This window comes from Ensifer sp. CCNWLY38 (assembly GCF_037120565.1).
In the GTDB taxonomy this organism is placed as follows: Bacteria; Pseudomonadota; Alphaproteobacteria; order Rhizobiales; family Rhizobiaceae; genus Ensifer; species Ensifer adhaerens_H.
The window spans coordinates 428,953-451,183 of the sequence record NZ_JBBBBO010000002.1; the positions used below are offsets into that span (position 1 = coordinate 428,953).

19 protein-coding genes are annotated in these 22,231 nt (G+C 62.6%); 12 read left to right on the top strand and 7 right to left on the bottom strand.

Annotation, left to right across the window (positions count from 1 at the left end):
* Positions 1–2 precede the first annotated feature (2 nt).
* Positions 3–275 (bottom strand): BON domain-containing protein, encoded by a 273-nt coding sequence (locus tag V7S54_RS06305; RefSeq protein ID WP_065373552.1) that lies wholly within the window; start codon positions 273–275, stop codon positions 3–5.
* On the opposite strand from V7S54_RS06305, the gene V7S54_RS06310 reads away from it, so the two are divergent.
* Positions 265–603 carry a hypothetical protein gene (locus V7S54_RS06310; RefSeq protein ID WP_141679339.1) on the top strand — a complete coding sequence of 113 codons (339 nt, stop codon included), beginning with the start codon at positions 265–267 and terminating at the stop codon, positions 601–603. The two genes, V7S54_RS06305 and V7S54_RS06310, sit on opposite strands and share 11 nt — an antisense overlap.
* 46 nt (positions 604–649) lie before the next feature.
* On the opposite strand, the gene hemF is transcribed toward V7S54_RS06310, so the two are convergent.
* Positions 650–1,561 carry an oxygen-dependent coproporphyrinogen oxidase gene (hemF, locus tag V7S54_RS06315; RefSeq protein WP_065373554.1) on the bottom strand — a complete coding sequence of 304 codons (912 nt, stop codon included), beginning with the start codon at positions 1,559–1,561 and terminating at the stop codon, positions 650–652.
* Between the two features lie 217 nt (positions 1,562–1,778).
* Here hemF and V7S54_RS06320 point away from each other — a divergent pair, with 217 nt between their 5' ends.
* Positions 1,779–2,039 (top strand): hypothetical protein, encoded by a 261-nt coding sequence (locus tag V7S54_RS06320; protein ID WP_057248891.1) that lies wholly within the window; start codon positions 1,779–1,781, stop codon positions 2,037–2,039.
* Positions 2,040–2,054: 15 nt separating this feature from the next.
* Here the strand turns inward: V7S54_RS06320 and soxR are convergent, their stop codons facing one another.
* Entirely contained in the window at positions 2,055–2,525 is a 471-nt protein-coding gene (gene soxR, locus V7S54_RS06325) for a redox-sensitive transcriptional activator SoxR (RefSeq protein ID WP_065373555.1), read from the bottom strand.
* Between the two features lie 76 nt (positions 2,526–2,601).
* Here soxR and V7S54_RS06330 point away from each other — a divergent pair, with 76 nt between their 5' ends.
* Positions 2,602–3,177 (top strand): NADPH-dependent FMN reductase, encoded by a 576-nt coding sequence (locus tag V7S54_RS06330; RefSeq protein ID WP_065373556.1) that lies wholly within the window; start codon positions 2,602–2,604, stop codon positions 3,175–3,177.
* A gap of 85 nt (positions 3,178–3,262) precedes the next feature.
* On the opposite strand, the gene V7S54_RS06335 is transcribed toward V7S54_RS06330, so the two are convergent.
* Together V7S54_RS06335 and V7S54_RS06340 are read right to left on the bottom strand one after the other, a co-directional pair.
* Positions 3,263–3,724 carry a tRNA (cytidine(34)-2'-O)-methyltransferase gene (locus tag V7S54_RS06335; RefSeq protein WP_065373557.1) on the bottom strand — a complete coding sequence of 154 codons (462 nt, stop codon included), beginning with the start codon at positions 3,722–3,724 and terminating at the stop codon, positions 3,263–3,265.
* Positions 3,725–3,730: 6 nt separating this feature from the next.
* Positions 3,731–4,303, bottom strand: a complete 573-nt coding sequence (locus V7S54_RS06340) for a GNAT family N-acetyltransferase (RefSeq protein ID WP_065373558.1) — start codon at positions 4,301–4,303, stop codon at positions 3,731–3,733.
* Between V7S54_RS06340 and V7S54_RS06345 the strand changes: the two genes are divergently transcribed.
* The 6 genes from V7S54_RS06345 (at position 4,291) to V7S54_RS06370 (ending at position 11,782) form a co-directional block, all read left to right on the top strand.
* Positions 4,291–4,701 carry a hypothetical protein gene (locus V7S54_RS06345; protein WP_336408399.1) on the top strand — a complete coding sequence of 137 codons (411 nt, stop codon included), beginning with the start codon at positions 4,291–4,293 and terminating at the stop codon, positions 4,699–4,701. The genes V7S54_RS06340 and V7S54_RS06345 overlap by 13 nt on opposite strands.
* A gap of 12 nt (positions 4,702–4,713) precedes the next feature.
* The gene (locus tag V7S54_RS06350; RefSeq protein ID WP_065373559.1) at positions 4,714–6,567 is read left to right on the top strand and encodes an ABC transporter ATP-binding protein; all 1,854 of its coding nucleotides are present in this window, start codon (positions 4,714–4,716) and stop codon (positions 6,565–6,567) included.
* 180 nt (positions 6,568–6,747) lie between these two features.
* Positions 6,748–8,637, top strand: a complete 1,890-nt coding sequence (locus V7S54_RS06355; protein WP_336408398.1) for an ABC transporter ATP-binding protein — start codon at positions 6,748–6,750, stop codon at positions 8,635–8,637.
* Positions 8,638–9,006: 369 nt separating this feature from the next.
* The gene (gene petA, locus V7S54_RS06360) at positions 9,007–9,585 is read left to right on the top strand and encodes a ubiquinol-cytochrome c reductase iron-sulfur subunit (protein WP_057248898.1); all 579 of its coding nucleotides are present in this window, start codon (positions 9,007–9,009) and stop codon (positions 9,583–9,585) included.
* 14 nt (positions 9,586–9,599) lie between these two features.
* Entirely contained in the window at positions 9,600–10,880 is a 1,281-nt protein-coding gene (locus V7S54_RS06365; protein ID WP_065373561.1) for a cytochrome b, read from the top strand.
* A gap of 32 nt (positions 10,881–10,912) precedes the next feature.
* On the top strand, positions 10,913–11,782 hold the full coding sequence (locus V7S54_RS06370; protein WP_065373562.1) for a cytochrome c1: 870 nt from the start codon (positions 10,913–10,915) through the stop codon (positions 11,780–11,782).
* Positions 11,783–12,017: 235 nt separating this feature from the next.
* On the opposite strand, the gene V7S54_RS06375 is transcribed toward V7S54_RS06370, so the two are convergent.
* Entirely contained in the window at positions 12,018–12,491 is a 474-nt protein-coding gene (locus V7S54_RS06375) for a GrpB family protein (RefSeq protein WP_210183790.1), read from the bottom strand.
* A gap of 269 nt (positions 12,492–12,760) precedes the next feature.
* On the opposite strand from V7S54_RS06375, the gene V7S54_RS06380 reads away from it, so the two are divergent.
* Positions 12,761–13,693: a ribose-phosphate pyrophosphokinase gene (locus tag V7S54_RS06380; RefSeq protein WP_065373563.1), complete on the top strand. Its 933-nt coding sequence runs from the start codon at positions 12,761–12,763 to the stop codon at positions 13,691–13,693.
* A gap of 169 nt (positions 13,694–13,862) precedes the next feature.
* On the opposite strand, the gene V7S54_RS06385 is transcribed toward V7S54_RS06380, so the two are convergent.
* Entirely contained in the window at positions 13,863–20,636 is a 6,774-nt protein-coding gene (locus V7S54_RS06385) for a kinesin (RefSeq protein WP_065373564.1), read from the bottom strand.
* 538 nt (positions 20,637–21,174) lie between these two features.
* Between V7S54_RS06385 and V7S54_RS06390 the strand changes: the two genes are divergently transcribed.
* Together V7S54_RS06390 and V7S54_RS06395 are read left to right on the top strand one after the other, a co-directional pair.
* Positions 21,175–21,543, top strand: coding sequence for an Hpt domain-containing protein (locus tag V7S54_RS06390; protein WP_065373565.1), 369 nt, complete (start codon positions 21,175–21,177; stop codon positions 21,541–21,543).
* Between the two features lie 326 nt (positions 21,544–21,869).
* Entirely contained in the window at positions 21,870–22,190 is a 321-nt protein-coding gene (locus V7S54_RS06395; RefSeq protein ID WP_065373566.1) for a 2Fe-2S iron-sulfur cluster-binding protein, read from the top strand.
* Positions 22,191–22,231: the final 41 nt, after the last annotated feature.

Here is a 22,231-nt window from a genome sequence, read left to right on the forward strand (position 1 = left end):
TTCTATTCTATGCCGGCTATTTCGATCCGGTTGATCACTTCCGCGACGCCTTGCATGTGCCTTGCCGCCTCTTCGGCGCGGGCAACTTCGGCCGCGGTCGCGACGAAGCCGGCAAGGATGATCGTGCTGCCCTTGGCAGTCACCGTGAGATCGGCGGCATCGAGGCCGGGCGCCACCGCCAGAAAATGGGCAACGCGGCGCTCGAGTTCGGCCGGGTGATCCGTGGCCTGCCGCTCCGGCTCATCGCCGTAGAATGTTCGCTTCTTGAAAATCATCGCATCCACCTCGCTCGATGCAGGGGAAACGTCGGGTGCCACGCTTTGTTCGCCTGTTTCATTCGAAACAGCGGGAAATCCTCAGTCGTGCCATGTGTCTCCTCAAGCGACGGGATCTGTCGCGGTCACGATCAGCATGCAGGGGATATCGATGCGCGGCTCTTTTTTCGCCATGGCTCTGGCGATAGCGATGGCACATGCGTCAGCCACACCGGCCCAGGCCGGGAACTACAGCTATGGCTACAGGCAGAGCTGTGTCGTCAAAACCGTCAAGACCTACGGCGCCTATGGCAGAGTCATTCTGAAAAAGGTGCGGATCTGCAGTTGAGGTGGCGAGAGCGCACGTGCCTGGCGAAACGCTCTCTCTCCGTGCCCTATGGCCAGCGCACCACCGGGGGCAGCGACGACAGGATCGACTCGACGTTGCCGCCGGTCTTCAGGCCGAAAATGGTGCCGCGGTCGTAGAGCAGGTTGAACTCGACATAGCGACCGCGCCGTACGAGCTGCTCGTCCCGGTCTTCCTCGGTCCAGGGCAGGTTGAAGTTGGTGCGGACGATCTTCGGGTAGACGAGGGCAAAGGCCTTGCCCACGTCGCGGGTGAAGGCGAAGTCCGCATCCCAGCCACCTTGTTCTTCCGGCGAGTGCAGCCAGTCGTAGAAGATGCCGCCGGTGCCACGCGGCTCGTTGCGGTGCGGCAGGAAGAAGTAGTCGTCGCACCACTTCTTGAATTTGGCGTGGTCGGCGACCGTATGGCGGCTGCAGGTAATTTCCATGGCGCGATGGAACAGCTGCGTGTCCGCATCGGTCATGACGCGGCGGCGGTCGAGCACCGGCGTGAGGTCTGCACCGCCGCCGAACCAGTTGCTCGTCGTCACCACCATGCGGGTATTCATATGCACGGCCGGCACGTTGGGGTTCACAGGGTGGGCAATCAACGAAATGCCGGAGGCCCAGAAGCGCGGATCCTCGGCCGCACCCGGAATTTGGCTGCGGAATTCAGGCGAGAATTCACCATAGACCGTCGACGTGTGGACGCCCACCTTTTCGAAGACGCGGCCTTCCATCATCGACATGCGGCCACCGCCGCCCTTGCCATCGTCGCGGCTCCAATCCTTGGCGACGAAACGCCCGGGCGCGCGATCGGAGAGGGGACCGGTCAGTTCATCCTCGATGCCTTCAAAGGCGGCGCAGATGGTGTCGCGCAGCCCTTCGAACCACGCACGCGCCTCGGCCTTCTTCACTTCGATATCTGCGGGGAGGCCCGGGGGGAGCTGCGGTCGTTCCATGGAAAATTGCGTCCTGTTGGCGGGTTTCCCGATGAAATGCCGCCGATTCGATTGAAGTCGCCACAGTTCACACTTTCGCGCCGATGGCAACGGCGGTCCAGCACCTCGGCGCGGTCTGTCGCACCAGAGCGCTGATGGGTAGCGCGAGCCAGCCGCAGAACAAACCTCTGGCAAAGGTCGAGCGCCGTCACTATCTTAGCTTTCAGAGGTATAGCCCATGGCAAGAATACCTGCAGGCCCGCCGCTCGATGGTTTGCGACGGCAGATCGCCCGGCATCGCCGGGACAAACCGACACGAGGCGATGGCCTTTTCGTGCGGGAAACCTTTCGGCTCGATCGCAGCGCCGCCCGAGCGAAGGCACGGGAATGGTTCGATACCTGGCCGAAAGCCGCCTACTGGACCGAGGTCGAAAGCTGGCGGCAGCTCGATGGCGACGAGATCGAGTTTACGATGCGCCGCCTGCCGAGTGCGGATTGACCCATTTCACTGCCCTCACGGGTGGCCATCATCATCCATCAGCCGCGGTCCGGCGCCTTCCATCGACAGAACGTCGTGCGGGTTGCGCAGCGGACACTCACGCAGCGACAGGCAGCCGCAGCCGATGCAGCCCGTCAGATGATCGCGCAATGCCATCAGGTTGGCGATACGTTCGTTCAGTTGTTCCCGCCAGTTTTCGGACAATCTGCCCCAATCTTCCACCGTCAGCGGACGATCATCCGGCAGGACCGACAATGCATCCTGGATCTCCGACAGGGGGATGCCGGTGCGCTGCGCCACCTTGATGACGGCGACGCGTCGCAGCACGCTGCGCGGATAGCGGCGCTGGTTGCCGCGGGTGCGGTTGCTGCGGATCAGTCCCTTGGCCTCATAGAAATGCAGGGTGGAGACGGCAATGCCGCTGCGTTCCGCCACTTCACCGACCGTCAGTTCGCGGCGCAATTCGTTGTTTTTCACAATTGTCATGATGGCTATTGACCTCAACTATTGTTGAGGTTTTATAGCATTGGCTCCATGACGTCGACAACAGGAGCGTGACCCCATGACTGAGAAAATGACCCTTGCCGTGATCTATGGCAGTGCGCGCCAGGGTCGCTTCTGCGATACGGTCGCCAACTGGCTGATCCGGGAACTTTCGTCTTCGGAGACATTCACCCTGACGATCATCGATCCGGCGCGGTTGAGGACTTCGCGTGGGCTGGGCGCTGCGGTCAATCCGGGCGAGTGGCTCGAGCGCAAGATCGCCGAGGCCGACGCCTTCATCATCGTCACGCCCGAATACAATCACGGCTATCCGGCGGCGCTCAAGGAATTGATCGATTCGGTCTACGAGCCTTGGCACGCAAAGCCTGTCTCCTTCGTCTCCTATGGCGGCGCCTCGGGCGGCATTCGCGCCGTCGAGCAATTGCGCCAGGTTTTCGGGGAACTGCATACGGTGACGCTGCGCGATGGTATTTCGCTCGCCAAGGCGTGGTCGAAGTTCGACGCTGCCGGCAACCTCTACAAGCCCAAGGAACTGCGCGCGCCGCTGTTCTTGATGATGGACCGGCTGACCTGGTGGGCGCGTGTTCTGAAACAGGCACGCAAGAGCGCACCCTACAACGAGGTGGCGGCTTAGGGGTCGCCCACCAAGGGTGGACCGGCTTCGCTTTCCGCGGCGCCGGTCGCGACCAACAGCCAAGGAGGTAGCAATGCTCACGCTGTCAGGCTGGAGAAACTTGCCGGATCGCTTCGCCGGCGATCATCGCGGCGGATATCGCGATGTTCAGCGAGCGCTGGCCCTCCGCCATCGGGATAAGGATGCGGCCGTCGGCACGCTCGTGCACATGGTCGGGCACGCCGGCGCTCTCGCGACCGAAGAGCAGGATGTCGTCGGGGCGGAACTCGTAGCGCGTATAGGGCAGGGCAGCCTTGGTGGAGGCGAGCACCAGCCTTCGCCCGTTCGCCGTGCGCCATTCTTCAAAGCGCTCCCAGTTGACATGGCGAGTGAGCGCCACCGAAGCGATGTAGTCCATGCCGGCGCGCTTCAGGTTGCGGTCGGAAAGGTCGAAGCCGGCCGGCTCGATAATGTCGACGCCAAGTCCGAGACAGGCGGCCATGCGCAGGATCGTGCCGGTATTGCCGGGGATATCGGGCTGGTAAAGGGCGATGCGCAGATTGCTCACGTCAGGTCACTCGTTTCCGGGGGCATCGCGCCGCGCGTCAAATTCCGCGGCCAGGATGCCCATCATGATGTCGTCATGCCACTCGCCGTCGATCAGAGCCGACTCACGTTCGCGGCCCTCGATGGAGAAGCCGGACTTGAGATAGGCGGCAATCGCCCGCTCATTGAAGGCGAGCACTCTGAGCGACACCCGATGAAGGGCAAGTTCATCGAAGGCATAGGCCAATACCCGCTTGATGACCGCCGTGCCAAGCCCCTTGCCGAGGCGTTCCGGATCGAAAATGCCGATGGCGAAGCTCGCGCGCCGATCGACGTGATTGATGTTGTCGAGCCTCACTTCGCCGGTGAGGCCGTGCTGATCGATGATCCAGGCCGCCGGGTGTCCGGCGATCCGCGCAACCCAGGCGGCTGCCTCTCCGTGACTGAAGAGGCCGGGAAACGACCTGCCCGCACCGAACATTCGGTAGATTTCCGGATGGCGGCCGAGCCTCAGGCGCGCATCCACATCACCGTCGCGGGGGCGGCGAAGGACGAAGCCGATACCCTGAAGATCAGGAGGCGTATCCGATGAAGCACTCATCCGTGTTCTCCGCTGCGAAAGGCTCGGCGCTGCCTGCTTTTGCGGTCGCTGATTTTGCCGGCGCTAATCTGTGCCGAAACGGCAACAGATACCCGAACGGTGAAAAAATGTGCAAGAAACAGCCTGCGACAATCTGGCATGCCGGCGCGAATAAGGGTAGAGATCAGGCCACTTCAACGCGAACCGACGGAGGCAAACATGAATGTATTGATGTTGACACGCCTTCCTGGAGTAGTGGGCCACCGTTTGGCCTGACCGGTTCCGCGACCTATCTTTTAAACGAGATCGACGCGCTTCCGGGACTCCGGAGGACGAATCCCTTTTTCGGGCTGCATTTCCGGACTGACCTTTTCATCATAAGAATGCGGGGAAACCCGCTTTCCTTCAAAATACTCTGAAGGAGCAATGCAATGTTCGGCTGGTTTGAATCCCGCCTCAATCCCTATCCGGCAGAGGAGCCGACGCTCCCGCCGAAAAGCCTTTTCGGCTTCTGCTGGCATTATTCCAAGCCGGCCGTGCCGTGGCTGCTGATCATGTCGGTCTGCACCGCGCTGATCGCCGTCGGCGAGGTGGCGCTGTTCCAGTTTCTCGGCAACATGGTCGACTGGCTGTCGAGCGCCAACCGCGAGACGTTCCTCGAAGCCGAGGGCGGCAGGCTCTTCTGGATGGGCGCGCTCGTCCTCATCGGCCTGCCTGGTCTGGTGGCGATCGACTCGCTGATCATGCACCAGGTGCTGCTCGGCAACTATCCGATGATCGCCCGCTGGCAGATGCACCGATATCTGCTGCGTCAGAGCATGACCTTCTTTGCCAACGAGTTCGCTGGACGCGTGGCGACGAAGGTGATGCAGACGTCGCTTGCGGTGCGCGAAACGGTGATGAAGATCCTCGATGTCTTCGTCTATGTCGTCAGCTACTTCGTCACCATGCTCGCGGTCGTGGCGACCGCCGACTGGCGTCTCGTTATCCCGCTCACCATCTGGCTCGCGATCTACATCTGCATCGTCAGCTATTTCGTGCCACGCCTGCAGAAGATCTCCAAGGAGCAGGCCGACGCGCGCTCGATGATGACGGGCCGGATCGTCGACAGCTACACCAATATCGGCACGGTCAAGCTGTTCTCGCATGCCGGCCGCGAGGAAGGCTATGCGCGCGACGGCATGGACAGTTTCCTCGATACCGTGCATCGCCAGATGCGCAAGGTGACGCTGTTCCATATCCTCGTCTATGCCAACAACAGCATCGCACTCTTTGCCATCGCCACGCTTGGCATCCATCTCTGGCTGACGAGTGCGATCTCGGTCGGCGCGATCGCGATTGCGGTCGGTCTGGCGATGCGTATCAACGGTATGTCGCAGTGGATCATGTGGGAAGTCTCGGCGCTCTTCGAGAACATCGGCACGGTCTATGACGGCATCGGCATGATGACAAAGGCGCACGACATCGTCGACGAACCGGATGCCAAGGCGCTGAAGGCGGAGAAGGGGGCGATTGCCTTCGACAATATCCGCTTCCACTACGGCAAGGCCAAGGGCGTCATCGATCATCTGGCGCTCGACATCAAGCCGGGCGAGAAGATCGGTCTCGTCGGTCGCTCCGGTGCCGGCAAGACGACGCTGATGAACCTGCTGTTGCGCTTCTACGACCTGGAGGACGGCGCGATCCGGATCGACGGCAAGGATATTTCCACCGTCACCCAGGACAGCCTGCGCGCCCAAATCGGCGTCGTGACACAGGATACCTCGCTGCTGCACCGCTCCATTCGCGACAATATCGCCTATGGGCATCCGGAGGCGGATGACGAGGCGATCATTACCGCGGCGAAGAAGGCGAACGCCTGGGACTTCATCCAGGGGCTCGAGGACAACCAGGGCCGCAAGGCGCTGGACGCCCAGGTCGGCGAACGTGGCGTCAAGCTTTCCGGCGGCCAGCGCCAGCGCGTCGCGATCGCGCGCGTTTTCCTCAAGGACGCGCCGATCCTGATCCTCGACGAGGCGACCTCGGCGCTCGACTCCGAAGTCGAAGCGGCGATCCAGGAAAACCTCTTCGCGCTGATGGCCGGCAAGACGGTGATCGCGATCGCCCACCGCCTGTCGACGCTGACGGAGATGGACCGGCTGGTGATCCTCGAAGCGGGCCGGATCGTCGAGACGGGCTCGCACGGCGAACTCGTCGCCAAGGGCGGTCTTTATGCCGACCTCTGGTCGCGCCAGTCCGGCGGTTTCATCGCCGACGACGTCGAGAAGGAAGAGGCGGCGGAGTAAGATGCCGTCGGCCCGCCGTTCGAAAGAGCGGCGGGCCGCTGTATCACTTTGAGTTGCAGCATGTTTTTGTCCTTAAATCGAAGACGATTTAAGGAAACATGCAGTAGACGTTACGCATTTGTAATCTGCAATTGTGCGGAAACCGATTGCTGTTCCCGCCGAACCGCCTATATCGGAACCATGCTCAGCGCCATCGTCCGCCTCTTCGAGAACTGGATCAAGCCGTTCGCGCCGCGCGAGCGCCTGCAGCCGCCCAAATCGCTCTGGGGTTTCGCCTGGTTCTACGCCAGACAGGCGAAAGGGCCGTTCATTGCGATGGCGGTGCTCGGCGGTCTCGTCGCCATGCTTGAAGCCGGGCTGTTCTATTTCGTCGGGCGGCTGGTCGACGTTCTCGACACGGTGAAGCCGGAAGCCGGTTGGAACGGTCTCATTGCCGCGAACGGCCCCGAACTTTTGTTCATGCTGCTGACAGTGATGGTGTTCCGCTTTGTTGCGGTGTCGCTGGCGGCGCTCGTCGAAGAACAATCGATCATCACCGGTTTTCTCAATCTGGTGCGCTGGCAGTCCTATGTGCATGTGGCCCGCCAGTCGCTCACCTTCTTCCAGAACGACTTTTCCGGCCGCATCGTTACCAAGGTCTGGGCAGGCGCCCAGGCGACGAGCGATCTGATTGTCTCGCTGCTGCAGGTCGTCTGGTTCATCGTCATCTACACGGCCTCGACCATGGCGCTGGTGGCGCAGCTCGACTGGCGCCTTGCGGCCATGGTCGCCTTCTGGATCGTCGTCTTCCTGGCGCTCGCCCGCTACTTCGTACCGCGCATCCGCAAGCATGCCCGCGATACGGCCGAGATGGCCTCGATGCTGAATGGCCGTATGGTCGATGCCTATTCCAATATCCAGACGCTGAAGCTCTTCGGTCGCGACGACGAGAACGACCGCTATATCCGTTCCGGTTTCGATCGGTTCCAGCACGCGGTCATTCCGTTCACGCGGCTTCTGACGGCGGTGCGCGCTTCGCTGGCGCTGCTTTCCGGCATGATGATCACGGCCATCGCCATCTATGCGATCCATCTCTGGCTCGGCGGCGCGATCAGTTCCGGCGCCGTCGCCTTCACGCTGGCGCTGGTGCTCAGGCTCAACATGCTGCTCGGCCGCATGATGACCCAGTTCAACTCGATCATGCGCAACATCGGCACGATCCAGAACTCGGCCGAACTCGTCTCGCAGCCGATCGGCCTTGTCGACCAGACCGATGCCGCAGAGCTTGAGGTCAGCCAGCCGGAAATCCGCTTCGAACACGTCCGTTTCCATTACGGCAAGGGCGAGCGTGTCCATTACGGCAAGGGCGAGCGTGTCATCGACGATTTTTCGCTCGTGGTTCGCCCGGGCGAGAAGGTGGGTATCGTTGGCCGTTCCGGGGCCGGCAAGTCGACGCTGGTCAATCTGCTGCTGCGCTTCTACGATCTTGAGAGCGGGCGCATCCGCATCGACGGGCAGGATATCGCAGCGGTCACGCAGGAATCCTTGCGCGCCCAGGTCGGCATGGTCAGCCAGGACACCTCGCTGCTGCACCGCTCGATCCGCGACAACATCCTCTTCGGCCGGCCGGATGCGAGCGAGGAGCAACTGATTGCCGCCGCGCGCAAGGCCGAGGCCTACGACTTCATCCTCGGCCTGCAGGACCAGCGCGGCCGCAAGAGCTTCGATGCCCATGTCGGCGAGCGCGGCGTCAAGCTTTCGGGCGGTCAGCGCCAGCGCATCGCGATTGCAAGGGTGATGCTGAAGGATGCGCCGATCCTCGTGCTCGACGAAGCGACCTCGGCGCTCGATTCTGAGGTCGAAGCGGCGATCCAATCCAATCTGGACCGCCTGATGCAAGGCAAGACGGTGCTGGCGATCGCGCACCGGCTGTCGACGATCGCGGCGCTCGACCGGCTCGTGGTGATGGACAAGGGGCGGATCGTCGAAGAGGGAACCCATGCGGAGCTCGTCGCCCGCGGCGGACTTTACGCCGGGCTCTGGTCGCGCCAGTCGGGCGGTTTTCTCGCCCGCGAGGAAGCGGCGGAGTAGGGCGGTTCAAGACCGCTTCAACGCCCGCTCTACCGGCCCGAATTCAGCCTAACTGGCGACCGTCAAGTCCTTGTGCCGATTGGCCGCGCTTTTCCCCGCGACAATCTGCCCACATGCCCTTGTCAAGGCTGGACATAATTTGCGATCAAGCATAGAACGCGCCGGATTGACGGGGAATCTGTGTGCCGTGGGTGCGCAGAATTTTTCCGGATTCTGGTGCCGATGTCGTGTTTGCAGGCGCAAAACGGCGGGGGCGTTAGCACTATGAATAGGGCGTGGTTCCTTGACCTGGATCAAACCGCAAGGGGCAGGAATTTCGCCGGGGGCGGATGCGGTTTCCGCAACATTGCGTGAGAGGATGGTTTAGCCGTGAGCGAACACGACACTTCAAGCGAGGCCTTGGGCGAGCCCACTCGCCGCGATTTCCTTTATCTGGCTACCGGTATGGCAGGCGTCGTCGGCGCCGGTGCTGTCGCTTGGCCGTTCATCGACCAGATGCGTCCGGATGCTTCGACGCTCGCGCTCGCCTCGATCGAGGTTGATGTTTCGAGCCTGCAGCCCGGCATGTCGCTGACGGCGAAATGGCGCGGCAAGCCGATCTTCATCCGCAACCGTACTGAGAAGGAAGTCGAAGAGGCAAAGGCCGTCAAGCTCGACGACCTGAAGGATCCGGTTGCGCGCAATGCCAACCTTCCGGCCGACGCATCGGCAAGCGACGTCGATCGCTCTGCCGGCGAAGGTAAGGAAAACTGGATCGTCATGATCGGTTCCTGCACCCATCTCGGCTGCGTGCCGCTTGGTCAGGCCGGTGACTTCGGTGGCTGGTTCTGTCCCTGCCACGGTTCGCACTACGATACGGCCGGCCGCATCCGTAAGGGTCCGGCGCCGGAGAACCTTCACGTGCCGACCTTCACGTTCGTTTCCGACACAGTTATCAAGATCGGTTGAGGGGACTACTGATAATGAGTGCTGAACATTCAACCTACACGCCGACGACTGGCATTGAGAAATGGGTTGATTCCCGTCTGCCGTTGCCGCGTCTCGTTCATGATAGCTTCATCAGCTATCCGGTTCCCCGGAACCTGAACTACGCCTACACCTTCGGTGCCATGCTTTCGGTCATGCTGGTCGTGCAGATCCTGACCGGTATCGTTCTTGCGATGCACTATGCCGCTGAAACGACCGTCGCCTTCAACTCGGTCGAAAAGATCATGCGCGACGTCAACCAGGGTTGGCTGCTGCGCTATATGCACGCCAACGGCGCATCCTTCTTCTTCATCGCCGTTTACCTGCACATCGCCCGTGGTCTCTACTACGGCTCCTACAAGGCTCCGCGCGAAATCCTCTGGATCCTCGGCGTTGTCATCTACCTCCTGATGATGGCGACCGGCTTCATGGGCTACGTTCTGCCCTGGGGTCAGATGTCCTTCTGGGGCGCGACCGTTATCACCGGCTTCTTCACCGCCTTCCCGCTGGTGGGTGAGTGGATCCAGCAGTTCCTGCTCGGTGGCTTCGCCGTCGACCAGCCGACGCTGAACCGCTTCTTCTCGCTGCACTACCTGCTGCCCTTCATGATCGCCGGCGTCGTCGTCCTGCACATCTGGGCGCTGCACGTCGTCGGCCAGACCAACCCGACCGGCGTTGAAGTCAAGTCCAAGACCGACACCGTTCCCTTCACGCCCTATGCGACGCTGAAGGATGCACTCGGCGTCTCCGTCTTCCTCATCGTCTACGCCTGGTTCGTCTTCTACATGCCGAACTTCCTCGGCCACCCGGACAACTACATCCCGGCTGACGCGCTGAAGACGCCTGCTCACATCGTTCCGGAATGGTACTACCTGCCGTTCTACGCGATGCTGCGCGCCATCACCTTCAACATCGGCCCGATCGACTCCAAGCTCGGCGGCGTTCTGGTGATGTTCGGCTCGATCATCGTCCTGTTCTTCCTGCCCTGGCTCGATACGTCCAAGGTCCGTTCGGCCGTCTACCGTCCGTGGTACAAGCTGTTCTTCTGGATCTTCGTCGTCAACGCCATCATGCTCGGCTGGCTCGGCTCGCGCCCTGCAGAAGGCCTCTACGTCGTGATGTCGCAGATCGGCACGCTCTACTACTTCGGCTTCTTCTTCGTCGTCATGCCGGTTCTCGGCCTGATCGAAACGCCGAAGCGCATTCCGAACTCCATCACCGAAGCGGTGCTGGAAAAGCAGAATGCCAAGGCGCAGCCGGCCGCCGCGCGCGCCTGATCAGAACAGCGATTGATAAGGAACCCACAACAATGAAAAAGCTTGTTACAGGCATTCTGTCACTCGCTGTCGTCGCTGGTCTCGGTCTCGGTGCAGCTATCGCCGAAGAGGCGAAGGGCGGCGAGGAGCACGGCGGCGGTACGCCTCACTATCCGATCCACAAGCCGGAACAGCAGGAATGGAGCTTTGCCGGCCCCTTCGGTCACTATGACAAGGGCCAGCTTCAGCGCGGCCTGAAGGTGTATGCCGAAGTCTGTTCGGCGTGCCACTCGATGAGCCTGGTGTCCTTCCGTACGCTCGAAGGCCTCGGCTACTCGGAAGCACAGGTGAAGGCGTTTGCGGCGAACTACGAAGTTCAGGACGGCCCGAATGCCGACGGTGAGATGTTCACCCGCAAGGCTCTGCCGTCCGACCACTTCCCGTCGCCTTACGCGAACAAGGAAGCGGCTGCGGCATCGAACAACGGTGCAGCCCCGCCGGACTTCTCGCTGATCGCCAAGGCACGCGGCATCGAACGCGGCTTCCCGCAGTTCGTCTTCGACATGTTCTGGCCCTACCAGGAAGGCGGCCCGGACTACATCCACGCGCTGCTGACCGGCTACCAGGAGCCGCCGCAGGGCGTCGAAGTCGCCGAAGGCACGCACTACAACCCGTACTTCGCGAGCGCTGCCGCTCTGGCAATGGCGCAGCCGATCTCCAACGACCAGGTGACCTATGATGACGGTGCGCCGCAGACGGTCGACCAGTACGCCAAGGACGTTTCGTCGTTCCTGATGTGGGCGGCCGAGCCGCACCTCGAAGACCGCAAGCGCACCGGCTTCATGGTCATGGTGTTCCTGCTGATCTTCACCGGCCTCGTCTACCTCACGAAGAAGTCGGTCTACGCCAACAAGGAACATTGATCGTCTGCCGGCTCAAGCCGGCTCTGATCGAGATCCATCAAAAGGCCCCGGTTCGTCCGGGGCCTTTTGTTTTGGAAGTCCGGCCGCGGCAGGATGCAGGCCCCGCTGGGAGCCGGTCGACCTGGCGCTGGCCGCAGAGTGCTCGCGCTCGCTGTGGCGCCTGCGGTCAAGCGTCGGACGGGCCCGGTTGCCAGCCGGTTTGGGCCGCCCAGCGATCTGCACGATGGATAATTGTTCAGAGGTGTTCGGATTTCGCCTCGGTGTAGGCCACCCGATCATTCTGGTATTGCGCCGCCAAGGCACGCTTGAGTTCTGCATAGGGCGCGTGCTCGTGGGTGTGGGCACGCATGTAGTCCCGGAACAGCAAGGACCATTGCTCGCTCCAGCTTCCGCGCCCGCGCACATGAATATGCGTACGCTCGTTGCCTGGCGCCTCTCGGAAATAGCGCTTGGTCAAGTCAGCATTCAATGGCCGCCACACGTATCCAATGGCCGTCATCCTCTCCCTCAGGACTCCGACGGATTGCAGGTCGCCCACCGAAATTTGAATGTCGATGATCGGCTTTGCTGCCAGACCTCGGATCGCCGTCGAGCCAATGTGGTCGATGCGCATAGCGTACTCGTCCAACACGCTTCGGATGAGCTTTGCCTTGACGGCGAACTGAGTTGGCCATTCGGGACACCAGGCGCAGATTTCAATCGGTTGCATGGTCTTTGTCGGCGCTGGGTTCATTGGCGTTGAGAGATCAAGCTCCCGTCGGGCTCGACGCTGGCGGATTGACTCCGGCTGGTTTGGAGACGACGGCGTAAATAGGTTCGTCGTCCGCAATCGGCAAGCGGGCCAAGGCCGCGGTCCAACGGAGACCGATCATCTTGCAGAATGCACAGCGCTGGGTTGTGATTTCACACACAAGTCTCTAAATGTGCTCCGAGCTCAAACTTCTGCTCCCGAAGGCTCCTTGAAACAGGACCGCGCTAATGAAGCTGGTGACCGGTAACTCCAACCGCGCCCTTGCCGAAGCCGTTGCCAACCACTTAGATCTTTCCCTCACGGATTGTACGGTCAAGCGCTTCGCCGACCAGGAAGCCCACGTTCAACTTCATGAGAACGTACGCGGCGAGGACGTCTATGTTCTCCAGTCGACAAGCGCCCCCGCCGACGGCAATCTTATGGAGTTGCTTCTCCTGGCCGATACGCTGCGCCGCTCATCCGCTCGCCGTATCACCGCCGTAATCCCTTACTTCGGCTATGCCCGTCAGGATCGCCGCGCCATTGGTCGCACACCGATCTCGGCGAAGTTGGTAGCCAACATGATCGCCGCTGCAGGCGTCAACCGCGTTATAACGGTCGATGTCCACACGGATCAGATTCAGGGGTTTTTCGATATCCCCACCGATAATCTTTATTCAGCACCCGTGATGACCCGTGACATTGAGCAGCACTACGACATCGAGAATTTAATGGTCGTTTCGCCGGATGTGGGCGGCGTGGCGCGCGCTCGTGCCATCGCCAAGCGCATTGGTACCGATCTTGCGATCGTCGACAAACGGCGACCTCGTGCTGGCGTGTCCGAAGTGATGAACATTATTGGCGATGTTTCCGGGAAAAGCTGCCTTCTGGTCGACGACATCGTCGATAGCGGCGGCACGTTGATCAACGCGGCTGCAGCGTTGTTGACATCTGGCGCCAAGGAGGTTTCGGCCTATATCACCCATGGCGTTCTTTCCGAAGGTGCCTGCGAACGCATTGGTGCCAGCCAGCTCAAGGAATTGGTCGTGACCGACTCCATCCACGAAACCGAAGCGCAACGTGAGACCCCCAACATCAGACGCATCACCATCGCGCCGTTGATAGGCGAAGCCCTGGCGCGTACGGCCAGAGAGCAAAGCGTTTCAAGCCTGTTCTACTAAGCCGACACAAGCCGCGATGACCCCGCCACGGAGGATCGCCCCTCCACAACGCATCGTCGAAGGAACGTGGCAGCGGAAGCTACCAGCAGATTTGCTTCGTGATGATCGCAAACGAAAACGGCCCCGTCTCGCGACGGGGCCGTTTTCTTTGTTCCGTATCTGAGATCGCTTAGCTGAAGCGGCCGGCGGCGTGGGCGAGCATGGTGTAGACCTTGCCGGTATCCGACGTCAGATAGGTCTGGGTGATGCGCTTGTCCGGATCGTTGCGGGCAACATCGGCGAGCAGCTTTTCGAAGTCGGCGATGTAGCGGTCGACGGCGGTGCGGAACTCCGGTTCGCGATCGTACTTGCGCTTGATCTCGTCGAAGGTCTGCTGGCCCTTCAGCGTATAGAGGCGACGGGTGAAGACGTCGCGCTCGCCGCGCTGGTAGCGGCGCCACAGTTCGACCGAGGCATCGTGGTCGATGGCGCGGGCGATGTCGACCGAGAGCGAGTTCAGCGACTCGACGACATGGCGCGGGTTGCGGCTGTCGCCGGTACGGGCCGCAGGCTGGGCTTCGGCCGGGCGCTGCGGCGCCGGCGAGGGGGCCTCTTCGCGCGATGCCGCACGCAGCAGATCGCGCATCCAGCCACCACCTTCTGCAACCTCGCTGGTCACCGCCTGCGATGGCGCGGGCTGGTGAACGGCCGGCGGTTCGATGCCGAGGCTGCCGCGCAGCGCCGGAGCCGGTTCCTGCCGGCGCGGCTGCTCAACCGGCTGCTGCACCACGGACTGTTGGGCTACAGGTTGCTGGGCCACGGGTTGCTGGGCCACGGGTTGCTGGGCAACAGGCTGGGGCTGGACGACCGGTTGCGGCGCCGGCTGCTGCTGCACCGGACGAGCGACCGGAGCGGCGGCAGGCTGCTGACGCAGCGGCTGGGCGACCTCGAGCTGCGTCGAGGACTTGCCGATGATGTCGGACAGTTCCTGCAGCGCCTTGATCTGTTCGCCGACGGCGCGACGCATGACCGCCGCATTTTCCTTGGCTTCTTCCGGCAGGTCGAAGGCGCCGCGCTTCAGCTCCTCGCGGGTCATGTCGAGTTCCTTGCGGATCTCGCCGGCCGAGCGACGGATTTCGTCGGTCGCACCGCTGAAGCGTCCGATCGCCTCGTCGATTGCGACGCGAACCGCGTCGCGCAGTTGCCCTGCGACGCCGTCGGACTTCTTGCCGCTTTCGGCGAGCATGCGCTCGATGTCGGACACCGAGGCTGCGACGCTGCCGCGCAGACGCGAGGCGACTTCCTTGGAGCGTTCCTCGGCATTGGCAAATGCGCCTTCGATCGATGCACCGGCATCTTCGCCGACCTTGGCGATCGCCTGGCGCAGCGCTTCCGAGGCGCCGAGCGCACGGCCCTCGACCGAGGAGAGCGTCTTGTTGACGTCGGCAAACGAGGTTTCGACGCCGGAGCGGAGCGTGTCGGCGATCTGGCGCGAGCGCTCCTCGGCTCGGCTGAAGACCTGCTCGACCGAGGCACCGGCTTCGTCGCCGGCCTGGGCCAGCGTGTTTCGCATCGCTTCGGCTGCTTCGGCTGCGCGCTGTTCGGCGCTGGTCAGCAGGCGGCCAACATCCGAGAAGGACTGCTGGATGCCGCTGCGCAGGTTGCCGGCGACAAGACCCGAGCGTTCTTCGGCCCGCTGGAAGGCGCCATCGACGAAGCCTTCGAGCGCACGCATCGTCCGTTCGATCTCTTCCGAGCGCTGAACGAGCCCGACCGACAGGGTGCGCAGTGCATCCTGGCGCTCTTCGAGTGTGCTGACGAGGTTCGACTGGGCCGCGCCGAGCAGGTCGGACGCCTGGCCGAGCACCTTCGAATGGTCCTCGAAGCGGCCGACGATGCCGCCGATCTTGGACAGGGTGGAGGAGGAAATGTCGGACAGCTTGTCGACCTTGCCCTCGATGAGGCGGGTCGAGGTCGAGAGCATGTCGGAGGCCTGACGGGTCGATTCCGACACGCGGGCCATCGTCGATTCCAGACGCTGGTCCATTTCGCCGAGGTTGTTGCTTGCCTGGTCGATGACCGTGGCGATCGCAGCGTTGTTGTTGGCGAGCTGGTCGATCAGGCCCATGGCGGTCGACTGCAGACGGTTCTCGACCATCTTCATCGCCTTTGCCGTTTCCTCGGCGCGGTGCGAGATCGCGTTCAGCGTTTCACCCGTGCGCTCGGCAATGGCGTTGACCAGGGCTGCATTTTCCGCGCGCAGGCGATCGGCGCTTTCCTGGGTCACGGCGGCGATGCGTTCGGCGGCCTCGCGGCCGGTTGCCGCATATTGGTCGATGACCGGGCGGGCCTGCTCGTCGATCAGGCGCGACAGCTCCAGCGAGCGGCCGGCGAGCATCGAGTTGAGCTCGCGGGTGCGGTCGTCGAGTGTGTTGCGGATCGCTTCACCGCGCGCTTCCAGTGCCTTCTCGGTGTTGGCGAGGCCCTGGTGGATGTTGTCGGCGTGGCTGGCGATCTGGCTGTGCGTGGCAGCAAGCCGTGCCGTTGCCGTATCGGCCGCGTCGGCGATCGAACGGGCAAGATCAGCGTGACGTGCTGCGCTGGCAGCAGCCTTCTGCTCGATCGTATTGGCAAGGTCCGCATGGCGGGCGGCGGTTGCCGCTGCCGTCTGGTCGATCGTGTTGGCAAACTCGGCCTGACGGGCCGCGAGCGCCGAAGCGAAGTCGTCGCCGGCCCTGGAGAGGATCTCGGCGGAGCGTGCCGCTTCCGCGTCGATTTCCCGGGCAACGTCGCTGACGGCGCCGCGAAGGGTGGTGGCGAGGCCGGAAGCCTTGTCCTCGATGCGGATGGCTTCTGCGCCGAGTTCCTGAGCGACATCGCCGACAGCGCCGCGAAGTGTGGTGACGAGGCCTGCAGCCTGGTCCTCGATGCGGACGGTCTCTGCATCGAACTCCTGGGCCACGTTGCCGACTGCGCCGCGAAGCGTGGTGACGAGGCCGGCGGCCTGGTCCTCGATGCGGACGGCTTCTGCATCGAACTCCTTGGCCACGTTGCCGACCGCGCCGCGAAGCGTGGTGACGAGGCCGGAAGCCTTGTCCTCGATGCGGACGGTCTCTGCATCGAACTCCTGAGCCACGTCGCCGACTGCGCTGCGCAGATTGCTGACGAGATCGGTGGTCTTGCCTTCGAGGCGGGAGGCTTCCGCGTCCAGATCCTGCGTCGCTTCGCTGACCGCACCACGCAGGCTGCTGACGAGGACGGCGGCCTTGCCTTCGATGGTCCGGTTGACGTTCTCAAGACCGATGTTGAGGGCACGATCCATGGTGCCGAGACGTTCAGCGATGCGTTCCGCACCAGCCTCGATGGCGCCGGAGATCCGGCTTGCCGCCGTCTCGCTCATGCGATCGATGTCGCCCGCCCGTTCGCCGAGGCTGGAGGCGATGCGCTGGCCGGCGCCGTCGACGACCTCGTTGACGCTGCCGACGCTGTCACGGACGCGTTCCTCAAGCGAACTGAGGCTGACTTCCAGCCGCAGGCCGGTATCGTCGACCAGGGCGTTGACGTCGTTGACGCTGCCGCGAATGCGGTCCTGCAGGGCGCCGAGGCTACTTTCAATGAGGGTGCCGGTATCGCCGACGACCGAACCGACGCTGGTGACGCTGCCGCGGATCCGATCTTCCAGCGCACTGAGGCCGCCTTCGACACGGGCTGCGGCATCGTCGACGACAGAGCCGACATTGGCAACGCTGCCGCGGATGCGGTTTTCAAGCGCGCCGAGGTTGCTTTCGATGCGGGCGCCGGTGTCGTCGACGACCGTGCCGACATTACCGACGGTGTTGCGAATGCGATCTTCGAGCACACCGACCCGGGTTTCGATATGCATGCCCGTTTCGTCGACGATCGAGCCGATGTTGCCCGCGCTTTCGCGCATGCGCTCCTCAAGGGAGCCAAGGCTCGTCTCGATGCGCAGGCCAGTATCGTCGAGGCGGTCGTTGATGCCGTTGATCGACATGTCGACGCGGTTGGTGAGGCTGTCGGCCGCGAGGCTGATCTGGTTGGCGGTCTCGGCCAGGCGCTCTGCGATGTGCCCCGTCGTCGAACGCATGCGCGTGTCGAGCGTTTCGCCGCTGCGGTCGATGACGCCGGCAAGCGCGGACTGGCGCTCTTCCAGCGACATTTCGAGCATGCTGGCGCTGGTGGCGAGCGTGGTGGCGATAGCGGTCGACTGATCGGCCAGCATGCCTTCGAGCTGATCGCGACCCTGGCCGACGGCGAGGTTGATCGCGTTGATCCGGTCATCGAGCGTGGCGCGGATCTGTTCGTGCGTCGACGACAGCGTATCGCGCAGATGCTCGGCGCGGCCGCTCAGCGTCTGCTCGATTTCGGCTGCCTTGCCGGCGAGCGAGGCGGTCGCCTCGGTCGTGCGTGCGGTCAGCGCATCGGCGATGTGAGCGCTGGTCTCGGTCAGCGTGTCGGAAATCTTGCCGACGCGGCCACTGAGGTCCTCGGCGATGCGGGCGCTCGTCTGGGTGAGGGTATCGGAGATCAGGCTGACACGGCCGCCGAGGTTTTCTGCGATCGAGTTGACGCTCTCGGAGAGCTTCTGTTCGATATCGCCGACACGGTCGGTCATGGTTTCGGCGACGGCCGTTGCGCGGAACGTCAGGCTGTCGGCCACGTCTTCGGCGTGGCGGCTCAGCGTGTTGGCCATTTCATTGGCGCGCGACGACATCGTCGAGGTAATGGCGGCGGCACGTTCGGCGAGGACGCCATCGAGGGCCGACGTCTGGTTCGTGAGCGCTTCGGAGATCGCTTCGCCACGCTCGGACAGAACGCGCTCCAGCCGGTCGGCCGTGCCGCTGACGGCATTGTCGATCGAGTCCGCGCCCATGGATAGAATGGTCGAAAGGCTGAGCGTGCGCTCGGAGAGCGTGTTGTCCAGGCGGTGCTGGCTGGCCGCGATCGCGCTGGTGATTTCGTCGGTCGAGCCGCTGAGCGTCTGTTCGATGCGAGCATGGGCGGCGTGCAGGCCGTCGACGAAAGCGGCGGTGCGGGTGTCGAGCCCCTCGGTCAGGCGCTGTTCGCTGGTGGTGAGCGCGCTTGCAAGGGCGTCGGCGCGCTGGCCGAAGCCGTTTTCGATGCGCTCCTGCGCCTGGGAGAGGGCGCCCATGAGGCCGCTGGTCTTCTCGGAAAGAACGCTGTCGATACGGCTGTGCGCATCGCCGACCAGGTTGCCGAGCTCCGAGGTCCGGCTGGTGATCGTTTCCTCGATGAAGTCCTGGGTGGCGCCGAGCGTCGCGGCCAGCGTCAACGACTGGTCGGAAAGGGCGGAGCCGATCTTCTCGATGCTGCTGTCGAGCGCGCCGCCGATCGCTTCCGAGCCGCCGGAGACGGTCTCGTTGATGCGGTGCAGGCTTTCCATGAGCTTGGTGTCGAGCATGCTTGCGCGCTTGTCGAAGGCCGAGGCAAACTCGTGGAAGCGCTCGTCGAAGGCGGTCGCGAGCTGGCCGACGGTGGTCTGCAGCTTCTCTTCGAAGAAGCCGCCGCGCAGGTCCAGATCCATGATCGCATCGTCGGCGCTGGAACGCAGGCTCTGACGGAAGCTTGCGCCTTTCTCGTCGAGCGTTGCGTTGAGCGAGGCGAGGACATGATCGAGGCCGCCGGTGATCGCCTGCTGGCCGACGCTGAGGCTTTCATTGAGGTCACGCGTGCGGGCGATCAGCGTCTCGTTGAGCTGGCGCGCGCGGTCGTTCAATGCCGCGTTCAGCCTTTCGGTGCTGGCGTCGAGCGAGGAGGCGCGCGTTTCGAACTGGCTGAGCAGGTCGTCGCCGCGCTTCGTCAGCGTGTCGCTCAGCTGGTCGAGCCGTGTATCGAATTCGGTGCTGAGGCCAAGGCCGGCCGCCGTCAGGCCGGAAAGCAGCGCATCCGTGCGGGATGACAGCATGGTGCCGATCGACTGAAGGGCGGTGTCCGACTTTTCGCTAAGGGCTGCGGCGCGCGTGTCGATCAGCGAGGCGAAGGCTTCGCCCGAAATCGCGATGCGCGAGGCGATGTCGTCGCTCGCCTGTTCCAAGTCATCCTTCAGCTTGCCGTGCGCGCCAGATATCGCCGAGCGGATACGCTCCGAATGACCGATGATCGCTTCACGCTCGAGGCCGAGTTCCTGGACCAGCGTGCGGACGCGCAGTTCGTTTTCGCTGTAGCTGCGCTCGAGCGCGTTGACTTCGGAATGAACGAGCGTTTCGAGTTCGGTGGCACGCGCGATGGTGCGCTCGATACCCTCGTTCATCGCCGAGACTTCGCGGCGAACGGCCTGGCCGACAGTCATGACGCGATCGGCTGCGGCCGTTTCGGGCTCGGCAAGGCGCAGTGCCACTTCAGCCATGGAGCGGGCGGCGTTGCGCAGCTCCTGCGCACGGGCGATCATGATGGCGAAGGAGAAGAAAAGCATGACCGGCAGCAGGATGCCGATCGCAACGCCGATTGCGCCGGGCGTCGCAGCAAGATCGCTCAGGGAGCGGATCTGCCAGATCTGCGGTCCATAGAGCAGGTTGGCAATGCCGAGGCCGGCGATGGCCCAGATGATCGACACCAGCGCGGCAACCCGGATCGCGGCGCGATTGGAGCGCACGTCGAGTGCGCGCAGCATCGCGGCCGGCGAACGGCGGCCATCGTCGTTGGCGGCGGAAAGGGAAGGCGATTTGGGCGCGGGTTCCGGGGCGAGCGTCTTGGCCGCTTCGGCAGCACGCGCCGCGCGGGATGGCTCCGGTTGAGACTTTGCTCTTTTATTCTGATCGGGCGCGGGCGCCTGATTGCCGGGCTGAGACACATTTTCCTCCGGATCATCCAAGGAAGTCTTGTCGTTCGGGCTCGAGTTAAGCTCGTCGAAATCGATCGTCAGGGCAGCTTCCAAAGCCTGGAAGGCCTTCTCGTCGATTGACTCATTGCTCTTTTTCGTCGCCATAGGGATACGCCTCATTACCTTTTGCCAGCCACAAAGCTGCCAGCGCTCGCGCACAACGGGCGGGCCGGCTTCTTCCTCGCGGGCTGTGACGGCAAGATACGCGCATCGGATCTACGCAATACCCTACTGATCACACACTGCATTGCCTCGACGGATAGTCACATTTGTGGCCGAAAGGGACCACGAGTTGAGCTTATCCACCGGAACGGTTGCCATTTTCGTACGCAGGCAAGTTCCTGAGCGTATCGTAGTGACACATTAGCTGGGTTCTTACAATTATGAGCGCTCGGGCTTAATTAAAATCCTAATGAAATCTTAATGCGATAACGGTGCCAAAGCCAGAAAATACAAGGAAATCAGACGGTTTAACAGCCGTTAACCATCTTCCCAGATTCCTGCCCATATTGCGCCCCGATTTAAGCCGATAGCAGCCCGCACCCGCAAAGGATGTGTATCAGAGTTTGCGCGTGTAGGTGTGGGCTATATGGCGACACCGAAAACAAGACCAACATACAATAAACAATAGGGAATTTGGCTCATGGCGGCCCTCAGGATTGCCTTCGAAGCTCCGGACACCCCGGGAAACTCTGCAGCTACCGGCAAGAAGCCGATCGACTTCGCCCACCTTGCGGCACAGACGATGGGTGACAAGGCACTGGAAATAGAAGTGCTGCAACTTTTCGCGCGCCAGGCGCGCCAGGTCACGAAAGAGATCGTCGAAGGAGAGAGCACGCTTCGCGCTCAGGCCGCCCATCGGCTGAAGGGCGCGGCCCTTGCAGTCGGCGCCATCGACGTTGCCAGCATTGCCGGCGCGATCGAGCAAAACCCGGCAGACGCATCGCTCTCCGACACGCTTTCGGCCGCTGTGCTCGAGGCCGAGCTCTTCATATTGAAGCTCAGCCGCTGATCTAAAGCGCGTCGCGATCTTTCAGATTCGCTCCTTGCGCTTTAAGTTCTTGATATTTCGCATGTCGTTGTCGCAAAACCGCTGCGCAGTTTTGCGCGACAGGCTTTAGCGGCCCGACGGCGCCGGAAACGGCCAACGCTCTCCCGGCGCCCCACATTTCAAGATAGCGGCCTCGCGCCTGCTTCGCGCGAGGCACGGAGTATGGCCGTTGTTGACTGACCGGCGGATTTGTTGGAAGAACTTCCACTGAATTTGCGCCCGAGCGGCGTGCGTTCTGAACAGGCTTTGCGCCTTGCCAGTCCCAGCAGTTCATTCCGGAAAGAGACATGACAAAACTTACGATCGTTGCCTTTGATGGCGCGCGCCATGAACTTAATGTCGAAAACGGCTCGACGGTCATGGAAAATGCCGTTCGCAATTCGGTTCCCGGCATCGAAGCCGAATGCGGCGGGGCCTGCGCCTGCGCGACCTGTCATGTCTATGTCGACGACGGCTGGTCGGCTGTCGTCGGCGCTCCGGAAGCCATGGAAGAAGATATGCTGGACTTTGCCTATGATGTCCGGCCGACGTCGCGGCTTTCCTGTCAGATCAAGATGAGCGACGCACTCGACGGTCTCGTCGTGCATGTGCCGGAGCGTCAGGCCTAAAGCGCGCCGTGAGTTCTCAAATTCGCTCCTTGCGCCTTAAG

What these genes read in the sequence shown, in the direction of transcription:
- V7S54_RS06385 (WP_065373564.1), bottom strand. Translation starts at nt 20,636, where the DNA reads ATGGCGACGAAAAAGAGCAATGAGTCAATCGACGAGAAGGCCTTCCAG.
- V7S54_RS06370 (WP_065373562.1), top strand. Translation starts at nt 10,913, where the DNA reads ATGAAAAAGCTTGTTACAGGCATTCTGTCACTCGCTGTCGTCGCTGGT.
- V7S54_RS06345 (WP_336408399.1), top strand. Translation starts at nt 4,291, where the DNA reads ATGAAGCACTCATCCGTGTTCTCCGCTGCGAAAGGCTCGGCGCTGCCT.
- V7S54_RS06365 (WP_065373561.1), top strand. Translation starts at nt 9,600, where the DNA reads ATGAGTGCTGAACATTCAACCTACACGCCGACGACTGGCATTGAGAAA.
- V7S54_RS06330 (WP_065373556.1), top strand. Translation starts at nt 2,602, where the DNA reads ATGACTGAGAAAATGACCCTTGCCGTGATCTATGGCAGTGCGCGCCAG.
- V7S54_RS06350 (WP_065373559.1), top strand. Translation starts at nt 4,714, where the DNA reads ATGTTCGGCTGGTTTGAATCCCGCCTCAATCCCTATCCGGCAGAGGAG.
- V7S54_RS06390 (WP_065373565.1), top strand. Translation starts at nt 21,175, where the DNA reads ATGGCGGCCCTCAGGATTGCCTTCGAAGCTCCGGACACCCCGGGAAAC.
- V7S54_RS06395 (WP_065373566.1), top strand. Translation starts at nt 21,870, where the DNA reads ATGACAAAACTTACGATCGTTGCCTTTGATGGCGCGCGCCATGAACTT.
- V7S54_RS06380 (WP_065373563.1), top strand. Translation starts at nt 12,761, where the DNA reads ATGAAGCTGGTGACCGGTAACTCCAACCGCGCCCTTGCCGAAGCCGTT.
- hemF (WP_065373554.1), bottom strand. Translation starts at nt 1,561, where the DNA reads ATGGAACGACCGCAGCTCCCCCCGGGCCTCCCCGCAGATATCGAAGTG.
- V7S54_RS06320 (WP_057248891.1), top strand. Translation starts at nt 1,779, where the DNA reads ATGGCAAGAATACCTGCAGGCCCGCCGCTCGATGGTTTGCGACGGCAG.
- V7S54_RS06375 (WP_210183790.1), bottom strand. Translation starts at nt 12,491, where the DNA reads ATGCAACCGATTGAAATCTGCGCCTGGTGTCCCGAATGGCCAACTCAG.
- V7S54_RS06305 (WP_065373552.1), bottom strand. Translation starts at nt 275, where the DNA reads ATGATTTTCAAGAAGCGAACATTCTACGGCGATGAGCCGGAGCGGCAG.
- V7S54_RS06340 (WP_065373558.1), bottom strand. Translation starts at nt 4,303, where the DNA reads ATGAGTGCTTCATCGGATACGCCTCCTGATCTTCAGGGTATCGGCTTC.
- V7S54_RS06355 (WP_336408398.1), top strand. Translation starts at nt 6,748, where the DNA reads ATGCTCAGCGCCATCGTCCGCCTCTTCGAGAACTGGATCAAGCCGTTC.
- soxR (WP_065373555.1), bottom strand. Translation starts at nt 2,525, where the DNA reads ATGACAATTGTGAAAAACAACGAATTGCGCCGCGAACTGACGGTCGGT.